At 72.6% G+C, this 17,538-nt stretch carries 15 protein-coding genes; 7 read left to right on the forward strand and 8 right to left on the reverse strand.

What is annotated here, in order from left to right; translation table 11 throughout:
* The first annotated feature begins 22 nt into the window (after positions 1-22).
* The gene (locus tag ACFOY2_RS40285; RefSeq protein WP_379533378.1) at positions 23-2,014 is read left to right on the forward strand and encodes a protein kinase domain-containing protein; all 1,992 of its coding nucleotides are present in this window, start codon (positions 23-25) and stop codon (positions 2,012-2,014) included.
* A 21-nt stretch (positions 2,015-2,035) separates the two neighbouring features.
* Here the strand turns inward: ACFOY2_RS40285 and ACFOY2_RS40290 are convergent, their stop codons facing one another.
* Positions 2,036-3,253, reverse strand: a complete 1,218-nt coding sequence (locus tag ACFOY2_RS40290; protein WP_379533379.1) for a Gfo/Idh/MocA family protein — start codon at positions 3,251-3,253, stop codon at positions 2,036-2,038.
* A 42-nt stretch (positions 3,254-3,295) separates the two neighbouring features.
* Positions 3,296-3,820, reverse strand: a complete 525-nt coding sequence (locus tag ACFOY2_RS40295; protein WP_379533380.1) for a TetR/AcrR family transcriptional regulator — start codon at positions 3,818-3,820, stop codon at positions 3,296-3,298.
* Between the two features lie 97 nt (positions 3,821-3,917).
* Here ACFOY2_RS40295 and ACFOY2_RS40300 point away from each other — a divergent pair, with 97 nt between their 5' ends.
* On the forward strand, positions 3,918-6,140 hold the full coding sequence (locus tag ACFOY2_RS40300; protein WP_379533381.1) for an MMPL family transporter: 2,223 nt from the start codon (positions 3,918-3,920) through the stop codon (positions 6,138-6,140).
* Here the strand turns inward: ACFOY2_RS40300 and ACFOY2_RS40305 are convergent.
* The 3 genes from ACFOY2_RS40305 to ACFOY2_RS40315 all read right to left on the reverse strand — a co-directional run bounded on the left by ACFOY2_RS40305 (position 6,137) and on the right by ACFOY2_RS40315 (position 8,115).
* Entirely contained in the window at positions 6,137-6,451 is a 315-nt protein-coding gene (locus ACFOY2_RS40305) for a hypothetical protein (RefSeq protein WP_379533382.1), read from the reverse strand. The genes ACFOY2_RS40300 and ACFOY2_RS40305 overlap by 4 nt on opposite strands.
* Positions 6,452-6,524: 73 nt before the next feature.
* Positions 6,525-7,013 (reverse strand): cupin domain-containing protein, encoded by a 489-nt coding sequence (locus ACFOY2_RS40310; protein WP_379533383.1) that lies wholly within the window; start codon positions 7,011-7,013, stop codon positions 6,525-6,527.
* A gap of 13 nt (positions 7,014-7,026) precedes the next feature.
* Positions 7,027-8,115, reverse strand: coding sequence for an alcohol dehydrogenase catalytic domain-containing protein (locus ACFOY2_RS40315; protein WP_379533384.1), 1,089 nt, complete (start codon positions 8,113-8,115; stop codon positions 7,027-7,029).
* A gap of 130 nt (positions 8,116-8,245) precedes the next feature.
* Here ACFOY2_RS40315 and ACFOY2_RS40320 point away from each other — a divergent pair, with 130 nt between their 5' ends.
* Genes ACFOY2_RS40320 through ACFOY2_RS40330 form a run of 3 tightly spaced genes read left to right on the forward strand, consistent with a single transcriptional unit; the run spans position 8,246 to position 12,881 of the window.
* Entirely contained in the window at positions 8,246-9,481 is a 1,236-nt protein-coding gene (locus ACFOY2_RS40320) for an ABC transporter substrate-binding protein (RefSeq protein ID WP_379533385.1), read from the forward strand.
* Positions 9,478-12,099, forward strand: a complete 2,622-nt coding sequence (locus ACFOY2_RS40325) for an ABC transporter permease subunit (protein WP_379533386.1) — start codon at positions 9,478-9,480, stop codon at positions 12,097-12,099. The genes ACFOY2_RS40320 and ACFOY2_RS40325 overlap by 4 nt, the downstream gene beginning before the upstream one ends.
* Before the next feature lie 2 nt (positions 12,100-12,101).
* The gene (locus ACFOY2_RS40330) at positions 12,102-12,881 is read left to right on the forward strand and encodes an ABC transporter ATP-binding protein (RefSeq protein WP_379533387.1); all 780 of its coding nucleotides are present in this window, start codon (positions 12,102-12,104) and stop codon (positions 12,879-12,881) included.
* Here the strand turns inward: ACFOY2_RS40330 and ACFOY2_RS40335 are convergent.
* Positions 12,878-13,597, reverse strand: a complete 720-nt coding sequence (locus tag ACFOY2_RS40335; protein ID WP_379533388.1) for a dienelactone hydrolase family protein — start codon at positions 13,595-13,597, stop codon at positions 12,878-12,880. The two genes, ACFOY2_RS40330 and ACFOY2_RS40335, sit on opposite strands and share 4 nt — an antisense overlap.
* A gap of 224 nt (positions 13,598-13,821) precedes the next feature.
* Positions 13,822-14,700 carry a LysR family transcriptional regulator gene (locus ACFOY2_RS40340; protein ID WP_379533389.1) on the reverse strand — a complete coding sequence of 293 codons (879 nt, stop codon included), beginning with the start codon at positions 14,698-14,700 and terminating at the stop codon, positions 13,822-13,824.
* Positions 14,701-14,771: 71 nt separating this feature from the next.
* Here ACFOY2_RS40340 and ACFOY2_RS40345 point away from each other — a divergent pair, with 71 nt between their 5' ends.
* Both ACFOY2_RS40345 and ACFOY2_RS40350 read left to right on the forward strand, forming a co-directional pair.
* On the forward strand, positions 14,772-15,440 hold the full coding sequence (locus tag ACFOY2_RS40345) for a type 1 glutamine amidotransferase domain-containing protein (protein WP_379533390.1): 669 nt from the start codon (positions 14,772-14,774) through the stop codon (positions 15,438-15,440).
* Between the two features lie 93 nt (positions 15,441-15,533).
* Positions 15,534-16,499 (forward strand): alpha/beta hydrolase, encoded by a 966-nt coding sequence (locus ACFOY2_RS40350; RefSeq protein ID WP_379533391.1) that lies wholly within the window; start codon positions 15,534-15,536, stop codon positions 16,497-16,499.
* On the opposite strand, the gene ACFOY2_RS40355 is transcribed toward ACFOY2_RS40350, so the two are convergent.
* Entirely contained in the window at positions 16,477-17,523 is a 1,047-nt protein-coding gene (locus tag ACFOY2_RS40355) for a helix-turn-helix domain-containing protein (protein ID WP_379533392.1), read from the reverse strand. The genes ACFOY2_RS40350 and ACFOY2_RS40355 overlap by 23 nt on opposite strands.
* Between the last annotated feature and the right edge of the window lie 15 nt (positions 17,524-17,538).

Below are 17,538 nucleotides of genomic sequence, written 5' to 3' on the forward strand. Positions count from 1 at the left end.
TGGCGGCGAGGGGAGGCGCCCCGTGCCAACGGCGCAGCCGCTCAGAACGGGGGACCCTCAGCGACTCGGGGAGTACGCGCTCTCCGGGCGGCTGGGCGAGGGCGGTCAGGGCGCGGTGTTCCTCGGTTCCAGGAGCGGGCAGACGTACGCGGTCAAGCTCCTGCACGGCCCCGTGGGGGACGAGCGGGCGGCGTTCCTGCGTGAGGTGGAGCTGGCCAAACACGTGGCCAGGTTCTGCACGGCCCAGGTGGTCGACGCCGGGTTCGACGAGGGCCGGCCCTACATCGTGAGCGAGTACGTGGACGGCCCCTCACTGCAACGAGAGGTCGCGCTCACCGGCCCCCGGCGCGGCGGCGCGCTCGAACGGCTGGCGGTCGGCACCGCCACCGCGCTGACCGCCATCCACCGGGCGGGGATCGTGCACCGCGACTTCAAGCCGCAGAACGTGCTGCTCGGCTCCGACGGGCCACGGGTGATCGACTTCGGCCTGGCCAAGGCGCTGGACGCGGCGGCCACGGTGAGCGGGCGCGGGGTGGGGACCCCGGCGTACATGGCGCCCGAGCAGATCACGGCCTCGCTCGTCACGGGCGCGGCCGACGTGTTCTCGTGGGGTGCGACGATGTGCTTCGCGGCCAACGCCACGGCGCCGTTCGGGCAGGACTCGGTGGCGCCCGTGCTGCACCGCATCCTGACCGCGCCGCCCGAGCTGGGGCTGCTGGAAGGGCGGCTGCGCACGCTGGTCGACGCCTGCCTGGACAAGGACGCGCGCAACCGTCCGACGAGCAGGGAGTTGCTGTTCGAGCTGCTGGGGGAGTCGGACGCGGTGCCGCCGGAGGTACTGAGCTCGCCACCGGCGCACATCCTGCGGGTCACGCCGCCGCTGGTGCCCGAGCCCCGGCCGTCGATGTCAGGTCCTCGGCCGTCGGCACCCGAGCACCGGCCGTCGGCACCCGAACACGGGCCGCCGACATCAGAGGCCCGCTCGCCCCTGGCCGAGCCGGAGGCCACGGGGGCGTCCGGCGGGTACCGGCTGCCCGGTTTCTTACCGGGGACGCCGTCCGTGCCCGGCACGGAAGCCGGCGTGCCCGAGGGCGAACCCAGAGGCGCCTGGCTCAGAGCGGTTCTGGCGGTTTGCGCGGCGCTGCTGGTCACGGTCACGGTGCTGGTCACCATACTGATCTCCGACAAGGACGGCGGAGGCGGCGAGATCCCGCAGGCGGCCCGGCCGCCGGGCGCACAGTCGCCGTCCCAGCCCGATCCGGCGTCGTCCCCGCCGCCGACGGCCACCTCGGCTCCGATCAGGACCACCCCGGGGACGCAGGGCGAAGGCAAGCCCACCGCCGGCCCGCCCGTGGCACGCCCGGTGACGGTGGGGGTGCCGATGCTGACCGGGCTGGACAAGGGGGCGGCGACCAAGGCCATCAGGCGGGCCGGGCTCGTGCCAGGGGCCGTCGCCAAGCTCGACTCGCCACGGAAGATCGGCCAGGTCCTGGGCACCAGTCCCGCCTCCGGCACGGTCGTGAACCGGGGCAGCACGGTCTCGCTGCAGGTCTCGGCGGGCCTGCCCGTGCCGTCGGTCGTGGGGCAGCAGCGCAAGGCGGCCGAGGCGGCGCTGACCGGCGCGGGGCTGGCGGTGGGCGCCGTCACCCGCTCCTGCTCGCCGCAGCCCGACGGCCAGGTGCTGTCCACCGACCCGCAGGCGGGCCGCCGCGTCCCAGGCGGAACCCCGGTGGGGCTCACGGTGTCGCGCCAGGGCGCCACCGTGCCGTCCGTCGTGGGCCGGTCACGGGCGGACGGCAGGGCCGCCGTGATCGCGGCCGGCTTCACGGTGCGGACGATCGGGCAGGTCGTCGAGGACGAGTCGAAGGTCGGCACGATCCTCAGCCAGAGCCTGCCGCCCGGCTGCGCCGCGACGGGAGCCGCGGTGACGCTCGTCGTCGGCACGCCGGGCCAGCCGGACCCCGACCCCAACGAGCCCACCGAGACCCCCACGGCCTCGATCCCCGGCGAGTAGCGGCCACGCCGACCGTTGGGTTCATCCCAGGGTGACGGTCTCGCCGTTCAGTCGCGACCTCTCGGCGGCCCAGGCGATGAGGTGGCTGTGCAGGCTCTCGCCGGGCGAGGACAGGATCGAGGTGCGGTCTCGGGTGGCGACTGCGGTCAGGAACGCCTCGACCAGCCCTTCGTCGCCGCCCCCGTGCCCGCCTCCGGCCGTCGAGTCGCCCGTCGGGCGGGTCTCGACGATCTCGGCCCGGCCGGTGACGAAGTCGAAGACGGTCAGGCGGTCGCCGTCGCCCTCGATCGAGCCGCGGGTGCCGAAGACGCGGGTCTGCCGGTGCTGTGCCGGGGTGAACGCGGTCATGGTGAAGGACGCGGTCGTGCCGCCCTCGAACTCCATGTTGACGACCTGGTGGTCGACCACGTCGTTGTCGCAGTCGTAGACGCACCTGCCGTACGGGCCGGTCCTGAGCGCCTCGATCACGCCCTGCTCGGAGACGTCGTCGGTGAGCACCGACAGCGGCCAGGAGTCGCGGCCGGCCAGCGGCAGGTAGATGCGCGTGGCCGAGTACGGGCAGCGCGCCTCCACCACGCAGTCCAGGCAGCGGTCGGCGGCCTGCGCCGGGCGGTTCTCGGGGCGGAAGTGCATGAGGCCGCCGAACGACGAGACCCGGGTGACCTGCTTGCCGGTGAGGTGGACCAGCCAGTCGAGGTCGTGGCAGGACTTGGCCAGCAGCATGAACGTGGACTCGTCGCTGCGCCGCCAGTTGCCGCGCACGTACGAGTGCGCCTGGTGCCACCAGCCGACCGGCTCCAGGTGCTGGACGTTGACGATGTCGCCGATCCGGCCGGAGTCGAGCAGCGACTTGAGCGTCCGCGTGTACGGCGTGTAGCGCAGCACGTGGCAGACGGCGAACATCGCGCCGGAGCGCTCCGCGGCGGCGACGATCGTCCGGGAGTCCTCCTCCGAGACCGCCATCGGCTTCTCCAGCAGGATGTCGTAGCCCAGTTCCGCGAAGCGCACGGCGGGCTCGACGTGGTCTCTGTCCTGGGTGGCGATGATCACCGCGTCCGCCTGGCGGGGGAGTGCGGCCAGGGCGCGCCAGTCGGCGTAGTGGGCGGCTTCGGGGAACCTGGCGCGGCGGCTGTCGAGCGGGTCGGCCACCGCGACCACCTGCGCCCTTCCCGTTCCGACAGCGTGGCGGGCATAGGAGGTGCCCCGTGAGCCCGCGCCGACGACGGCGAGAGTGACCATTACGACTCCACTTATGTAACCCATTCACGTATGTCGAGCATGCTAGAGGGTGCGGGCGGCTTCCAGAAGAACGGCCCTGACCTGTTCCTCCGGCAGGTCCGTCGTCTTGACCGCGCCCCACTGCAGCGCGCCGAGCAGGGCCCAGCTCTTGAGCCTGGTCTCCGGGTCGGGGTCGGGGCCGACGAGCTTGGCGTAGATCTCGTCCCTGAACGTCCCGACCGTCGCGCGTTCGGTGCCGGGCGCGGTGGTGTCGTCGGCGGCGGCCAGGTCCTCCATGAACAGGCGGATCACCGAGCGGTAGCGCACCGCGAAGCCGACCAGTGCTTCGACGAAAGCCGCCCGGTCGGCGTAGTCGGTGTCGAGGAGCGCGCACATGTCGCCGGCCGCCGGGGACAGTAACTCGGCGGCCAGGCGGTCCTTCGGGTGGAAGTGGTAGGCGACGGCGGTCTTGGTCAGGCCGACCGCGGCGGCGATGTCGGCCAGGGAGGTGGCCGCGTAGCCGCGCTCGGCGAACAGCTCTCGTGCGGCGGCCAGGATCCGGGTGCGGGTGTCGTCGGCTGTGGTCATCGTCTCATTTCCCTGCGGGAGACAGCCTTCCGGTATTTCCCGTTTTATCGTATTTCTGTACGACCGTACAGGACGGCCGTCGAGGTGGGGGCGAACGATGACGCGGTTGCTGGGACGGCTGGGCGGCTGGTGCGCCCGTCATGGACGTATCGTCCTGGTCTTATGGGTGGTCGCGGCGGCCGCGCTGATGGGCTCGAACCTCGCCTTCCCCAGCCCCACCAGCAACGACGCGAGCATCCCCGGCACCGACGCGCAGCGCGCGCACGACCTCATGAAGGAGGGCTTCGGGCCCGGCTACGCCACCGGCGGAACGGTGCAACTGCTCGTGTACTCCCCCGACGGGCCGCTCATCGAGGACGCCCGCAAACGGGCCGTCGAGCAGGCCGTCGAGCGGCTGCGGGGCATGCCCCACGTCGTCGCGGTGGACACCCCCTTCCGCATGGGCGGCATCTCCTCCAACCTGCAGATCGGGCTCATCGGCATCCGCATGCAGGGCCACGACGGCAACAAGATCGCCGAAACCACCCAGGCCCTGTCGAAGGCCGCGCAACCGGCGCGGGCCGCCGGGCTCGAAGTGGTGCCCGCCGACAGCTCCACCCCCGCCGACAAGGAGATCAAGACCGGGCCCAGCGAGATCATCGGCGTGATCTGCGCGCTGCTCGTCCTGGTGATCGCGTTCGGGACGCTGGTGGCCGCGATGATCCCGATCTTCGCGGCGCTGATCAGCGTCGCCTCGGGGCTCGGCCTGATCGGGCTGCTCGGCTGGGTGGTGGACATGCCCAAGCAGGCCGGCATCATGGCCACGATGATCGGGCTCGGCGTGGGCATCGACTACGCGCTGTTCCTGCTGTCGCGCCATCGCAAGCTGCTGGCCGACGGGGTGCCGGTCGTGGAGTCCGTACGCCGTACCGTGGCCAGCTCGGGCGGGGCCGTCGTCTTCGCGGGCGGCACGGTGATCATCGCGTTGAGCGCGCTGATGCTGGCCGGCTTCCCGCTGCTGGCGACACTGGGCTGGGTCACCGGCATCTCCGTCGTCGCCGCCGTGCTCACCTCGATCACCCTCGTCCCCGCCCTGCTCGGGCTGCTCGGCCACCGCGTCAACGCCCTCAAGGTGCCGTTCCTGCGCGGCGGCGGTTCGTCGGGCAGCGGCTGGGCGGGCCTGGGGTCCTGGGTCGCGCGCCGCCCGTGGCGGGTGCTGCTGGCCAGCGGGATCGTCCTGGCCGCGCTCGCCGCGCCCGCCCTGGCGCTGAAGCTGGGGCCGCTCGACGAGGGCTACGGCACGCAGGGCTCGGAGCCGCGCCGGGCCTACGAGCTGATGGCCACCGGATTCGGCCCAGGCAGCAACGGCCCGCTGATCGTGGTCGCCGAGCTGCCCTCCAAGGTGGCAGGGCCGAAGGACCCGATCGTGGACCAGCTCGTCCGCGAGGTGAAGGCCGTGGACGGCGTCGCGCACGTCGCCGACCCCAAGGTGAACACCTCCGGCCGCTCGGTTCTTCTCCAGACCGTCCCCGACTACGCCCCCAGTGACAGCCGGACCGCCGATGTCGTACGCCACATCAGGGCCATCGCGCTGCCTGGGATCGACGTGCACGTCGGAGGGAAGGTCGCCGGGCTGACCGACGCCGGGGACCGGATGGCGGAGCGGACCCCGCTGGTCATCGCCGTGGTGGTGCTGCTCAGCGCGTTCCTGCTCCTGCTGGCCTTCCGCGCGCCCGTGGTCGCCGTCAAGGCCGCGGTGATGAACCTGGTCTCGCTCGGGGCCGCGTTCGGGGCGCTGGCCATGGTGTTCTCGATCGGGCTGGGCAGCGGGCTGGTGGGCATGGACCCGCCGCAGAGCGGGTCGTACCTGCAGACGCTGTTCTTCTCCGTGCCGATCGAGAGTTATGTGCCGCTGATGCTGTTCGCGGTGCTGTTCGGGCTGTCGATGGACTACGAGGTGTTCCTGCTGACGGCGGTGCGGCAGGCGTACGGGCGGCACGGCGACAACGCCAGGGCCGTGGCCGACGGTCTCGGCTCGACCGGGCGGGTCATCACCTCGGCCGCGTTGATCATGGTGGCCGTGTTCGTGGCGTTCATCGCCTATCCGGACGCGATGGTGAAGACGTTCGGGGTGGGGCTGGCGGTGGCGATCGCGGTGGACGCGACGATCATCCGCGGCTTTCTGGTGCCGGCCACGATGGTGCTGCTCGGCAGGGCGAACTGGTGGTGCCCCCGCTGGCTGGACCGCATCCTGCCCAACCTGTCGGTGGAGGGGCACGAGGAGGACGACGACCAGGCCGACGCCCCCCGTCGCGCGGAGCCGGTCACGCTCGGGGTCTAATCGGGGTCGGCGAGGTTGCAGCCCGGGACCCAGCCGACGACGGCCGTGGTCGCGTTGTGGCCGTGGTACCACAGGGTGGCGTCGAAGTCGCCGCACCGGTAGAGGTCGTGCTCCTCGGAGTAGTCGGAGACGAAGCCCTGGCCGGGGTAGCCGAGGCCGGCGCGGGTGGAGCCGGCCCAGGGCTCGCTCCAGATGATCACGCCCTGGGCGGCGAAGTCGTACAGGCGCCTGGCCTCGGCGGCCTGGGCGTGCGGGCCGGTCAGTGACAGGGCCGTGAGCAGGCCGGCCATGGTGACTCCTCTGACGCGCACCGGGCGTCTCCCTTCCTCGTGGAACGTTCCGTCGCTCACGGTAAGGGAATGACTACATCTCGTTCCAGCGGTTTCACACCATGTACTGGTCGTGACGGGCGTAGAGCTCCGTCCACTCCTGCGGGGTGAGCTCGCGGCCGGTCTCGGCGATCTCGGCCAGCGCCTCGAAGTACCCCTCGCGCGGCGCGCCGGGCGTGAAGAGGATCAGCATCGTGGCGGGCTCGCCCGACTCGTTGCGGAAGGCGTGGATGCCGCCCTCGGGCAGGAACAGGAAGTCGCCCGGACGGCCGTCGGCCCACCTGTCTCCGTCGTAGAGCCGGATCGTGCCCGACAGCACGTAGAACGACTCGGTCATCGTCCGGTGGAAGTGCGGGGCGGGGCCCGACGGGCGCGGGCCCATCTCCCACCGGTAGAGGCCGAAGGCCCCGTTGGTGGAGGCGCCGGTGGCGAGGTAGTGCACCTGCGTGCCGGTGCCGATCTTCAGGTCGGGCTCGGAGTTCTGGCGCAGGATGCCGTTGAGCTCGCCGGTTTCGCCGAAGTATCGCGGGTCGGGGTAGGACATCTGGCCAGAATAGTCAGAAGGTGATCACCGTGTGCGCGACGGTGCCCTGTCTGACGTGCTCCACGGCCTCGTTGATCCGGTCGAGCGGCAGGCGTTCGGAGATCAGGCCGTCGAGGTCGAGCCGGCCCCGCAGGTACTGCTCGGCGAGCATGGGCAGGTCGCGGTGGGGCGCGGCGTCGCCGCCCTGGGTGCCCATGAGGCGGCGGGAGGAGAACAGCAGGCCCGTGTCCAGTTCCATGGGGTGGCCACCGGGCGGGCTGCCGACCATGACCGTGGTGCCGCCGGGCTGCGTGGAGGCGAACGCGGCCGCCAGCACGCCGGGGGCGCCCGTCGCGTCGAAGGCGTAGTCGACGCCGCCCTTGACCAGGTCGTTCACCTGGCGCGGGAGGTCGTCGACGAGGATCGAGTGGGTGGCGCCGAATCGCGCGGCCAGCTTGAGTTTCTGGTCGGCCACGTCCGCGGCGACGATCGTGGTGGCGCCCGCGAGCAGGGCGCCCTGGATGACGTTGAGCCCGACGCCGCCGCAGCCCACGATCAGGACGCTCGCTCCGGCCGGGACGCGGGCGACGTTCGTGACCGCGCCGACGCCGGTGACGACGCCGCAGGCCAGAAGGCACATGACGTCGAAGGGCGCGGTTTTCGCGATTTTTACGCACATGGGCTCGGTGACGACCGCGTACTCCGCGAACGACCCGATGCCGATGAAACGGCGGGTCTCCTGGCCGTCCACGGTGACCCTGGGGGAACCGCCCATGATCGTCCGCAGTCGGACGGGCCCCGAGCACAGGTGGAAGCGGCCCGCCCCGCACTGCCGGCACCGGCCGCATGGGCCGTTCATCGCGATGATGACGTGGTCGCCGGGCTTGACGGCGGTGACGCCCGCGCCGACGCTCTCGACCACGCCGGCGCTCTCGTGCCCGAGGATGAACGGCGGCCCCGGGACCACCGGGCTCTTGCCGTCGATGGCCTTGAGGTCGGAGCCGCACACGCCCGACGCCTTGATCGCGACGCGGACCTCGCCGGGGCCCGGGTCGGCGATCTCGGCCTCGCGGATCTCCATGGGGGCGTGGAAACCGGTCAGGACGGCCGCGCGCATCAGCATGCGCCACACGGTAACCCGGCGGGAAATCGTGAGCAAGCGATTGCTCGGGGGGCGTTGACACCCTTTCCCGGCGAATTTACGCTCGGCGCAAAACCAAGCGAGCGCTAGGCCAAATCACAAGGAGGCCGGCATGGTACGGCGGGGCCCGGTGGTGCTCATGGTGGCGCTGCTCGTCGCCGGGTGCGCGGCCCAGCAGAAGGGCGCAGACGGCACGGCCGCTCCAGGCGTGACCGACACGACGATCAAGATCGGCGGGGTGCTGACCAAGACCAGCGCCAGCGGCTACTCGACCAAGGACGCGGAAGTGGGCGCCAAGGCCAGGTTCGAACGGGCCAACGCGGCGGGCGGCGTGCACGGACGGAAGATCGAGTTCCTCGGCGCAGAGGACGACGCCCAGGACGCGGCCAAGGGCGACGCCGCGGCCAAGAAACTCGTGCAGAAGGACCAGGTGTTCGCCCTCGTGCCCGTGCACGCCCCCAACTTCGGCGGCGCCGCCTTCCTGGAACAGCAGGGCGTGCCGTGGTTCGGCTGGGCCACGGGCCCGCAGTGGTGCGGCACCAAGACCGGGTTCGGCTACAACGGCTGCCTGGCACCCAAACAGGGCGCAGGCTCGCAGACGTGGTGGGGCAGACAGGTGGCCGAACTGCTCGGCGGCGCCGAGGGCAAGAGCGTCTACGTCCAGACCTCCGACTCCAGCGGCAGCAAGTACGGCGGCACCACCATCTCGCAGTCGTTCACCGCGGCCGGCTTCAAGCTGGTCGGCGTGAACTCCGGACTGCCGGCGGCCGCGCCACCACCCGACTGGCTCCCGTACGTCAACAAGATCATGACCTCGAACGGCGGCCGGGCCCCTGACGTCGTCGTCTCGGTGATCGCCGGCACCAAGTTCAACGTCGGCCTCTACGCGGCGCTCAAGCGGGCCGGCTACCAGGGCATGCTGACGGACGCGACCAGCTACGACGTCGCCATCCTGCAGGACCCGGCCACCGCACAGGCCCTGGAGGGCGTGATCGCCGCGCCGATGTTCGAGCCGTTCGAGTCGAGCGCCCCCGAGATCGCGCAGCTCAAACAGGACGTCGAGAAGGTCGCCCCGGGCACGCGGCTGACCCAGCACCTGGCCATCGGCTACTGGGCCGCCGACATCTTCCTCGACATGCTGGACAAGACCGGCAAGGACCTCACCAGGGAGAGGTTCCTGGCCACGGGCAACGGCTCCTACGCCTACGAGAACGCCGGCTTCGGCAGGATCCAGTACCCCAAGGACCACACCGAGCCGAACGGCTGCGGCGCGCTGGTCAAACTGGAGAAAGGCGCCTTCCAGGTGGCCAAGAACATGAAGTGCTTCGACAACGTGCCGCTCAAATGATCGTCGAATACGTCGTCAGCGGCCTGGTCACCGGGGCCGTCTTCGCGATCATGGGGTCGGGGCTGACGCTGTCGTACGCGGCGACCGGGGTGTTCAACTTCGCCCACGGCGCGCTCGGCTTCCTGTCCGCCCTGCTGTTCTACGAGCTCAACGTGGCCGCCGAGCTGCCGGCGTGGTTGTCGGCGCTGATCGCGGTCGTGCTGTTCGCGCCCGCGCTCGGCTACGCGCTGCACAGGGCCATGTTCCGGGGCCTGGCCCAGGCGGGGGAGACCGCGCAGATCGTCGCCACCATCGGGCTCACGATCGCCCTGCCCGCGCTCGGCCTGCTGGTCGTGGACCTGGCCGGGCTGCCGCCCGCGGACGCGACCGCGCTGCCGCGCGGCGTCGGCCCGCACCCGGCCGCCGGCTTCGACGTGCTCGGCGTGCGGCTCGACACCGACCAGCTCATCACGTTCGCCTTCTCGGCGCTGGCCGCGGCGGGCTTGTGGGCGTTCATGCGGCACACACCCTACGGCCTGCGCATGCGGGCCTCCGTGGACCGCCGCCGCCTGGCCACGCTCCGGGGCATCGACGCCGACGCGACCTCGGCGCTGGCGTGGATGCTGGGCTCCGGCCTGGCGGGGCTGGCCGGGGTGCTGGCCGTGTCCGTGCTCGGGCTGGACGCGACCGCGTACACGGTGCTGCTGTTCGCCTCTGCCACGGCGGCGGTGTTCGGGCGGCTGCGCTCGATCCCCTGGACGTTCGCGGCCGGGCTCGCGCTCGGCGTGGTCCAGAACCTGGTCGCCGGCTACACCGACTTCCTCGAAGAGGTCACCGGGCTGCGCACGGCCGTGCCGGCGATCCTGCTCTTCGCCGGCCTCGTGCTGCTGAACAGGGCGCGCGACCGGGTCGCGGGCAGCGCGGCCGAGGACGCACTGTTGTCGGATTATTCAACGGGGCTGCCGCCCTGGCGGCGCAGGCTCCCATGGGCCGCGGGGCTGGCCGCGCTGCTGGTCTTCACCTTCACCGCGCCGGAGTACTACGCGGGCGTGGCCGCGCAGGGGCTCGTGCTGGCGCTCATCTTCTGCTCGTTCGTCGTGGTGACGGGGATCGGCGGCATGGTCAACCTGGCCCAGGCCGCCTTCGCCTCCATGGCGGCGCTGACCTGCGGGTGGGCGTTCGCGTCCGGGCTGCCGTTCGCCGTGGCGATCGTGCTCGGGGTGCTGGCGGCCGGCGCCGTCGGGATGCTGGTGGCGCTGCCCGCGCTGCGGCTGGGCGGGCGGGTGCTGACGCTGGCCACGCTGGCCGTGGCGCTGCTGGCCGACCAGGTGCTGTTCCAGGTGGACGCCTTCAGTAACGGGACCATCGGCTGGTCGCTGCCCGCGCTCGGGTTCGGCTTCGCCGACACCTCCGACCCCCGGGTGCGGGTGGTGGTACTGCTCGTGCTGATCGGGGTCGTCGCCTGGCTGGTGCGCAACCTCGAAAGGTCGGCCTCCGGCAGGGCGATCCTGGCCGTGCGCTCGGCCCCCGCCGCGGCCACGACGTCGGGGCTCTCGGGACCCCGCACCAAGATCATGCTGTTCGTGCTGGCGTCGGCGATCGCGGGGCTCGGCGGGGTGCTGTTCGCGATCTCCAAGGGCTCGATCACCGCGACCGACCTGCCGGCGTTCTCCGGGTTCGTGTGGCTGGCCGTGGTGGTGCTGCAGGGTGTCCGGCGGATCGGCGGCGCGGTGCTCGGCGGGCTCATCGCGGTCGTCGTCCCCGAACTGCTGGCCGACTGGGACGTCTCCGCGCACGTGGGGGCCATCCTGTTCGGGGCCGGCGGGATGATCCTGGCCAAGCATCCGGACGGGGTGCTCACCCAGTTCGCCGAGCTCCGCCGGTCGCGGCGCCGCGCCGAGCCCGAAGCGGAGGCGGCGTCCGTAGCGGAGGCGGCGCCCACGGGGGAGCGCGCGGCCCCCGCGCTGTTCACCCTGGAGGGCGTCGTGGCCGGGTACGCGGACAGCACCGTGCTGCGCGGCGTAGACCTGACCGTCCGCCCCGGCGAGGTCGTCGCGCTGCTCGGCGCGAACGGCGCGGGCAAGTCCACCACCTGCGCGGTCGCTGCCGGAGACCTGCCCGTCACCCGCGGCAGGGTGCTGCTGGACGGCGCGGACGTCACCGCCTGGCCGGCCCACCGCAGGGCGCGGGCGGGCATCCTGCTCGCGCCGGAGGGACGCGGCGTCTTCCCCGGCCTCACCGTGGAGGAGAACCTGAGGACCTGGCTGCCCGACCCGGCCCCCGTCTACGAACGGCTGCCGCACCTCGCCGCGCGCCGCACCGTGCTCGCCGGGGCCCTGTCCGGCGGTGAGCAGCAGCTCCTCACCCTGGCCCCCGCGCTGGTGCGCCCGCCGCGGGTGCTGATCGCCGACGAGCCGTCACTCGGGCTGGCGCCGCTGGTCGTGCGGCAGGTGTTCGAGGTCTTCGCCGAGTTGCGGGCGCGCGGGGTGGCGCTGCTGCTGGTCGAGGAGAAGGCCACCGAGGCGCTGGCGATCGCCGACCGGGTGGCGTTCATGCGGCTGGGCCGCGTCATCTGGAGCGGCCCGCGGTCAGAGGTGGACAGCGACCGGCTGACCGCCGCCTACCTGGGGGTGAGCTGAGCATGCTGGTGGACGAGAACGTGCGGGGTGGTGAGCTGAGCATGCTGGCGGTCGAGGGAGTGTCGGTGGCGTTCGGTGGCGTCAGGGCGCTGGACCAGGTGTCGTTCGAGGTCGGCGCGGGCCAGGTCTGCGGCGTGATCGGGCCGAACGGCGCGGGCAAGACCACGCTCTTCGACGTGGTGTCGGGGCTGCGCCGGCCGAGCGCGGGCCGGGTCGCCCTGGCCGGCCGCGACCTGACCGGCGTGTCACCGGTCAGGCGGGCCAGGGCGGGGCTGCGCCGCACGTTCCAGCGCACGCAGGTCTTCGGCCGGCTGACCGTGGCCGAGAACGTGCTGGCCGCACTCGACTGGCGCGGCGGCGGTGGCGGGCTCGCCGCCGACCTGGCCGGCCTGCCGGCCAGGCGGCGGCTCGACCGCGAGCGCGGCGAACGCGTGGCCGAGGTCCTGGAGCTGTGCGGGCTCACCGCGCTGCGCGACGCCTACGCCGCCGCGCTCCCCGTCGGCCGGCGCCGGCTCGTCGAACTGGCCAGAGCCCTCGCCGACCGGCCCGCCCTGCTCCTGCTGGACGAGCCCACCTCCGGCCTGGACGCCGACCAGACCGCCCGCCTCGGCGAGGTCGTGCGCGGGCTGGAGACGACCGTGCTGCTGGTCGAGCACGACATGGGCTTCGTCATGGGCGTCTGCGACCGGATCGTCGTCCTCGACCTCGGCAAGGTGATCGCCGCGGGGACGCCCGCCGAGATCAGGCAGGACCCGGTCGTCAGGGCCGCCTACCTCGGTTAGGAATGGCGTTCGGTGAAGGACAGGATGCGGTGCCAGGCGTCCTGGCAGGCCTGCGCCCACTCGCCATAGGAGCGGTCGAAGAACGAGTGCGGCGCGCCCTCGTAGATGTGTGTCTCGTGCTCGGTGCCCACCCGGTCGAGCGCCGCCGTGTACGCGTCGAACTGCGCCGGCGTCGACACCGTGTCGGCCCCGCCCCTGATCAGGAGCAGCGGCGCGCCAGGACCGGTCGTCGGCGCCTCGATGGCGCGCAGCGCGCCGTAGAAGCCGATGCCGCCGGCCAGCCCGTTGCCCTCGGCGGCCTGCCGCCACGACTGCGCGCCGCCCATGCAGAAGCCGACCGTGAAGACCGGGCCGTCCAGCTCGTCGGTGGCCGCCTTCACATCGGCCCTGACCTGGTCGCTGGTGACCTGCTTGACGTGGGGCATGAAGTCGAAGTCCGCGCCTCGGTCGCCGAGCCCCGCCGTGCGGCCGAAGTAGTCGATCGCGATCGCACGGAAGCCCGCCTCGGCGAAGCGCACCGCCAGGTCGCGGTAGAACGGGTGCAGACCGCGTACGTCGGGCAGGATCACCACGCTGCGCCCGTTGGGCTCGGCGGGCTCGGCCCGGTAGGCGAGGAAGCGGTTGCCGTCGGCCGAGGTCAGCTCGGTCAGCTCATGAGAGGCCACCTCGCCCTGGATCGGCGGCGCCGGCGGTCTGCTGTCGGTGGAATGGCACATGAGCCCAGCATTCCCATCGGCGGGCCCGGTATCCAGGCACGGAGAGGGTCATGCTCGGCGTGTCCCATGGCGTCAAGCGGTTCGCGCATCCCGTGGTGGGGGAGCTGGAGCTGTACTACGAGATTCGGCTTGTCCGGCGACGACGGGCAGCGCCTCTACACCCTCCACCCGGAGCCGGGCAGCCTCAGCGAGGAGTCGTTGCGGCTGCTGGCCTCATGGAGTGTCTAGAACGGCGGCGCGGCGCGCAGTTCCCGGATGAGGTGGGCCCATACTCTGGCCACGGCCGGCCTGGCCTGGGCGCCGGACCGGACGGCGAGGTAGCCGGTGTTGATCGGCGGCTCTTCCGGCTCGGCCAGCGCCACGAGGGTGCCGTCGGCCAGGTCGCGGCGGCACAGGTAGGCGGGCAGGACCGAGACTCCCATGCCGGCCCTGACCGCGCTCAGCACGCCGCGCAGGTCGGGGATGACGACCTGGGCCGCCATCGACGGGCGGCGGCCGAACACGGTTCGCCAGTAGCGGCGCACGATGGGCAGGTCCTCGGCGTAGGCCACGAAGGGCGCCGAGGCCGGTTCCCTCGTCCCCAGGGCGGCGGCCAGCGAGGGGGCGGCGACGAGGACGAACTCCTCGTCGTAGACGGGCTCCGCCCGCACACCGCGCAGCCGGGGCCTGATCGTGGACAGCACCAGGTCGAGCCGTCCGGCGGCCAGGCCGGTCAGCAGGTCGTCGGCCAGGCCGAGCGTCGTGCGCAGCCGCAGTCCGTCGTGGACGAGCGGGGCCAGCATCGGCATCACCACCTCGCACAGGAACTCGGCGGGACCGCCCAGGTGCACGGCCTCGTCCGAGGGCAGCTCCGACTCCACCACCTCATCCAGCGAGTCGAGCGCGGGGGCCACCCGGCGGGCCAGTTCGTCGGCGGCGGGCGTGGGCGCGACGCCGCGCGGCAGCCGGTCGAACAGCGGCCGGTCCAGCGCCGACTCCAGCGTCTTGACCTGGGCCGTCACCGCGGGCTGCGACAGGCCGAGCGTTTGTGCGGCGGCCGTGATGGAGCCGGTCCTGTGCACGGCGAGGAAGGTCCGCAGCAGGTCGAGCGAGATGGGCGACATATCACTATTCTGATGGCTTAGAGGTCACTTCGTGATTTGTTGCTGATGACCGGCCGAGCCATGATGAGGGCATGACCAAGCGCATCCTGATCGTTCTGACCAGCCACGACGACCTCGGCGGCGTGGAGAGCACCGGATACTACGTGCCCGAGGCCGCCCACCCCTGGGACCTCTTCCAGCGGGCCGGCTACGAGGTGGACCTGGCCAGCGTGCGCGGAGGCGAGCCGCCGCAGGACGGGTACGACCCGGCCGACCCCGTCCAGGCCGCCTTCGTCGCGCTGCCCGCCGCCCGCGACACCGCCCGCCTGGCCGACGTCGACCCCTCCCGCTACGATGCCGTGCTCTACGCCGGAGGCCACGGCACCGTGTGGGACTTCCCCGGCGACCCGGACGTCGCCCGCGTCGGCAGGGAGGTCTACGAGCGGGGCGGCGTCGTCTCGGCCGTCTGCCACGGCCCCTCCGCGCTGGTGAACCTCACCCTGTCGGACGGGACGCACCTGGTGGCGGGCAAGCGGGTGGCCGCCTTCACCAACGAGGAGGAGGAACTGCGGGGCGTGGCCCACATCGTGCCGTTCCTGCTGGCTGACGCGCTGGTGGAGCGGGGCGCCAAGCACGAGCCGGGACCCAACTGGCAGCCCCAGGTCGTGGTGGACGGCCGCCTGGTCACCGGCCAGAACCCGGCCAGCGCCGGCCCTCTCGCGGAAGGCGTCCTGGAGGTCCTCGCCGAACGGCGGGCGTGAGGAGGGCAATCCCCGCCGGATGGCGGTTGAGCCGCACGGGGCCGAATTCGACGATCTAGGGGTACGGTTCGTCCACCGTGGAAGGACACCCACATGGCATTCCACTCCAATCTCGACCCGGAGCTCCGCGCCGCGCTTGAGGCGTCGCCGCTGCCGTCGTTCGACCTGTCGGCCCTGACCTTCGAGGAACTGGCGGGGCACCGGGCCCAGGTCAGCGCGTTCCTGGCCGCCGCGCCCGCCAACGAGACGGGGGTGGTGATCGAGGACAGGCAGGTTCCGGGGCCCGACGGCGCTCCTGACGTCCGCGTGCGGATCTACCGCCCGGCCGGTGACGACGAGGGCCGCCCCGCGCTCTACTGGATCCACGGCGGCGGAATGATCGTGGGCTCGCCCGAGATGGACGACCAGATGGTGATCGGCTACGTCGAGGAGCTCGGGGTCGTCGTCGTCTCGGTCGACTACCGCCTGGCGCCGGACCACCCGCATCCCGCGCCGGTCGAGGACTGCTACGCGGGGCTGGTGTGGACCGCCAAGTCGGCGGACGAGCTGGGCATCGACCCCGCCAGGCTGGTCGTCGGCGGCGCCAGCGCGGGCGGCGGGCTGGCCGCGGCGACCGTGCTGCTGGCCCGCGACAGGGGCGGACCCGACATCGCCTTCCAGCTTCTCGTGTGCCCCATGCTGGACGACCGCAACATCACGCCGTCCAGCCACGAGTTCGCCGAGGCCGTCGTCTGGGACAGGGCCGCGAACCTCTTCGGCTGGACCGCGCTGCTCGGCGACCGGGTCGGCGCCGACGACGTGCCCCCGTACGCGGCCCCGGCCCGCGCGAGCGACCTGGCCGGGCTGCCGCCGGCCTTCATCGACGTCGGCGAGCTGGAGGTGTTCAGGGACGAGGACGTCGACTACGCGCTGCGGTTGTCGCAGGCGGGGGTGTCCACGGAACTCCACCTCTACCCGGGCGCCTTCCACGGCTTCGACGGCATGGTGCCGGGGGCCGAGCTCAGCAAGCGGGCCAGGACCGCCAGGCTGGCCGCGCTCAGACGGGCGTACCGTCTCTGACGTTGGCGCGCAGGCGCAGTAGGGCGAGGGCGAGGTGGGCGCGCAGGCGGCCGTCGGAGTCGGCGAGCGAGAAACCGAGCGCCGACTCGGCGCGGGCGATGCGCGCGGCCATCGAGCTGTGGTGCAGGTGCATGGCGCTCGCCGCGCCGCGGATCGAGCCCGCGTGGCACAGCGCCCGCACCGCGAGCAGGGCCTCCTCGCCCAGCCGCTCCATCGCCCTGACGTCGGCCAGCTCGGCGAGCGCGGCCTCGGGCAGGTCGGCGAACAGGGCCAGTGCGCCCAGCTCCGACCAGCGCATCACCCGGTCGTGCGGGCCGGTGAAGCGCAGCGCCGTGCGCGCCCCGGCCCATGACTCGGCCGCCCGCGCGCCGGGCAGCTCTGGACCGATGCCCACCCGTGAGCCCTGGGGCAGCTCGGGGTGGGCGGGCAGCGTGGTGGCCAGCACGGCCTCGGTGTCGCCGATCCTGGCCTCGCGTACGTGGTGGCCCATCGCGCGCAGCCCCGAGACCAGCCCCGTGTCGGGCAGTGCGATCGCCAGCGCCTGGAGCGGCCTGGACGGGCCGAACCCGAGCAGTCGCAGCGCCCTGGCCCGCTCCGTCTCGCTGGTCCGCGCCGACAGCGCCAGCTCGACCAGCGCGGGATCACGGCCGGCCCGAGCCAGCGCGGCGGCGCGTTCGAGGGTGACCTCCGCGGCGGCGGCGAAGCGTTCGAGCACGATCTCGTCGAGCCCGTGGGCGGGCCCCGCGCGTTCCATCCAGACGGCCCCGAGCCCGGAGCCGAGCTCTCTGACCGGTTCGGGGCAGGCCGAGGGCGTGTCGATCGTGCCGTCCTGCGAGCCGCGGCTGCGCCTGCCCGTGGCGGCGTCGAACAGGCCGGCCGGGCACTGCGCCAGGCGGGCCGTGGCCGTGAGCAGCACGGGCACGCTCACGTGGTCGCGAACGAGCGAGTCGAAGTAGGCGATGACCCGCACCGCGCTCTCCGCGTCGGCGTCGAGCGTGGACAGCCGCAGCAGAAGTCCCTGCACGATCACCAGACTATG

It is taken from the genome of Nonomuraea purpurea, assembly GCF_042650645.1.
Classification (GTDB): domain Bacteria; phylum Actinomycetota; class Actinomycetes; order Streptosporangiales; family Streptosporangiaceae; genus Nonomuraea; species Nonomuraea purpurea.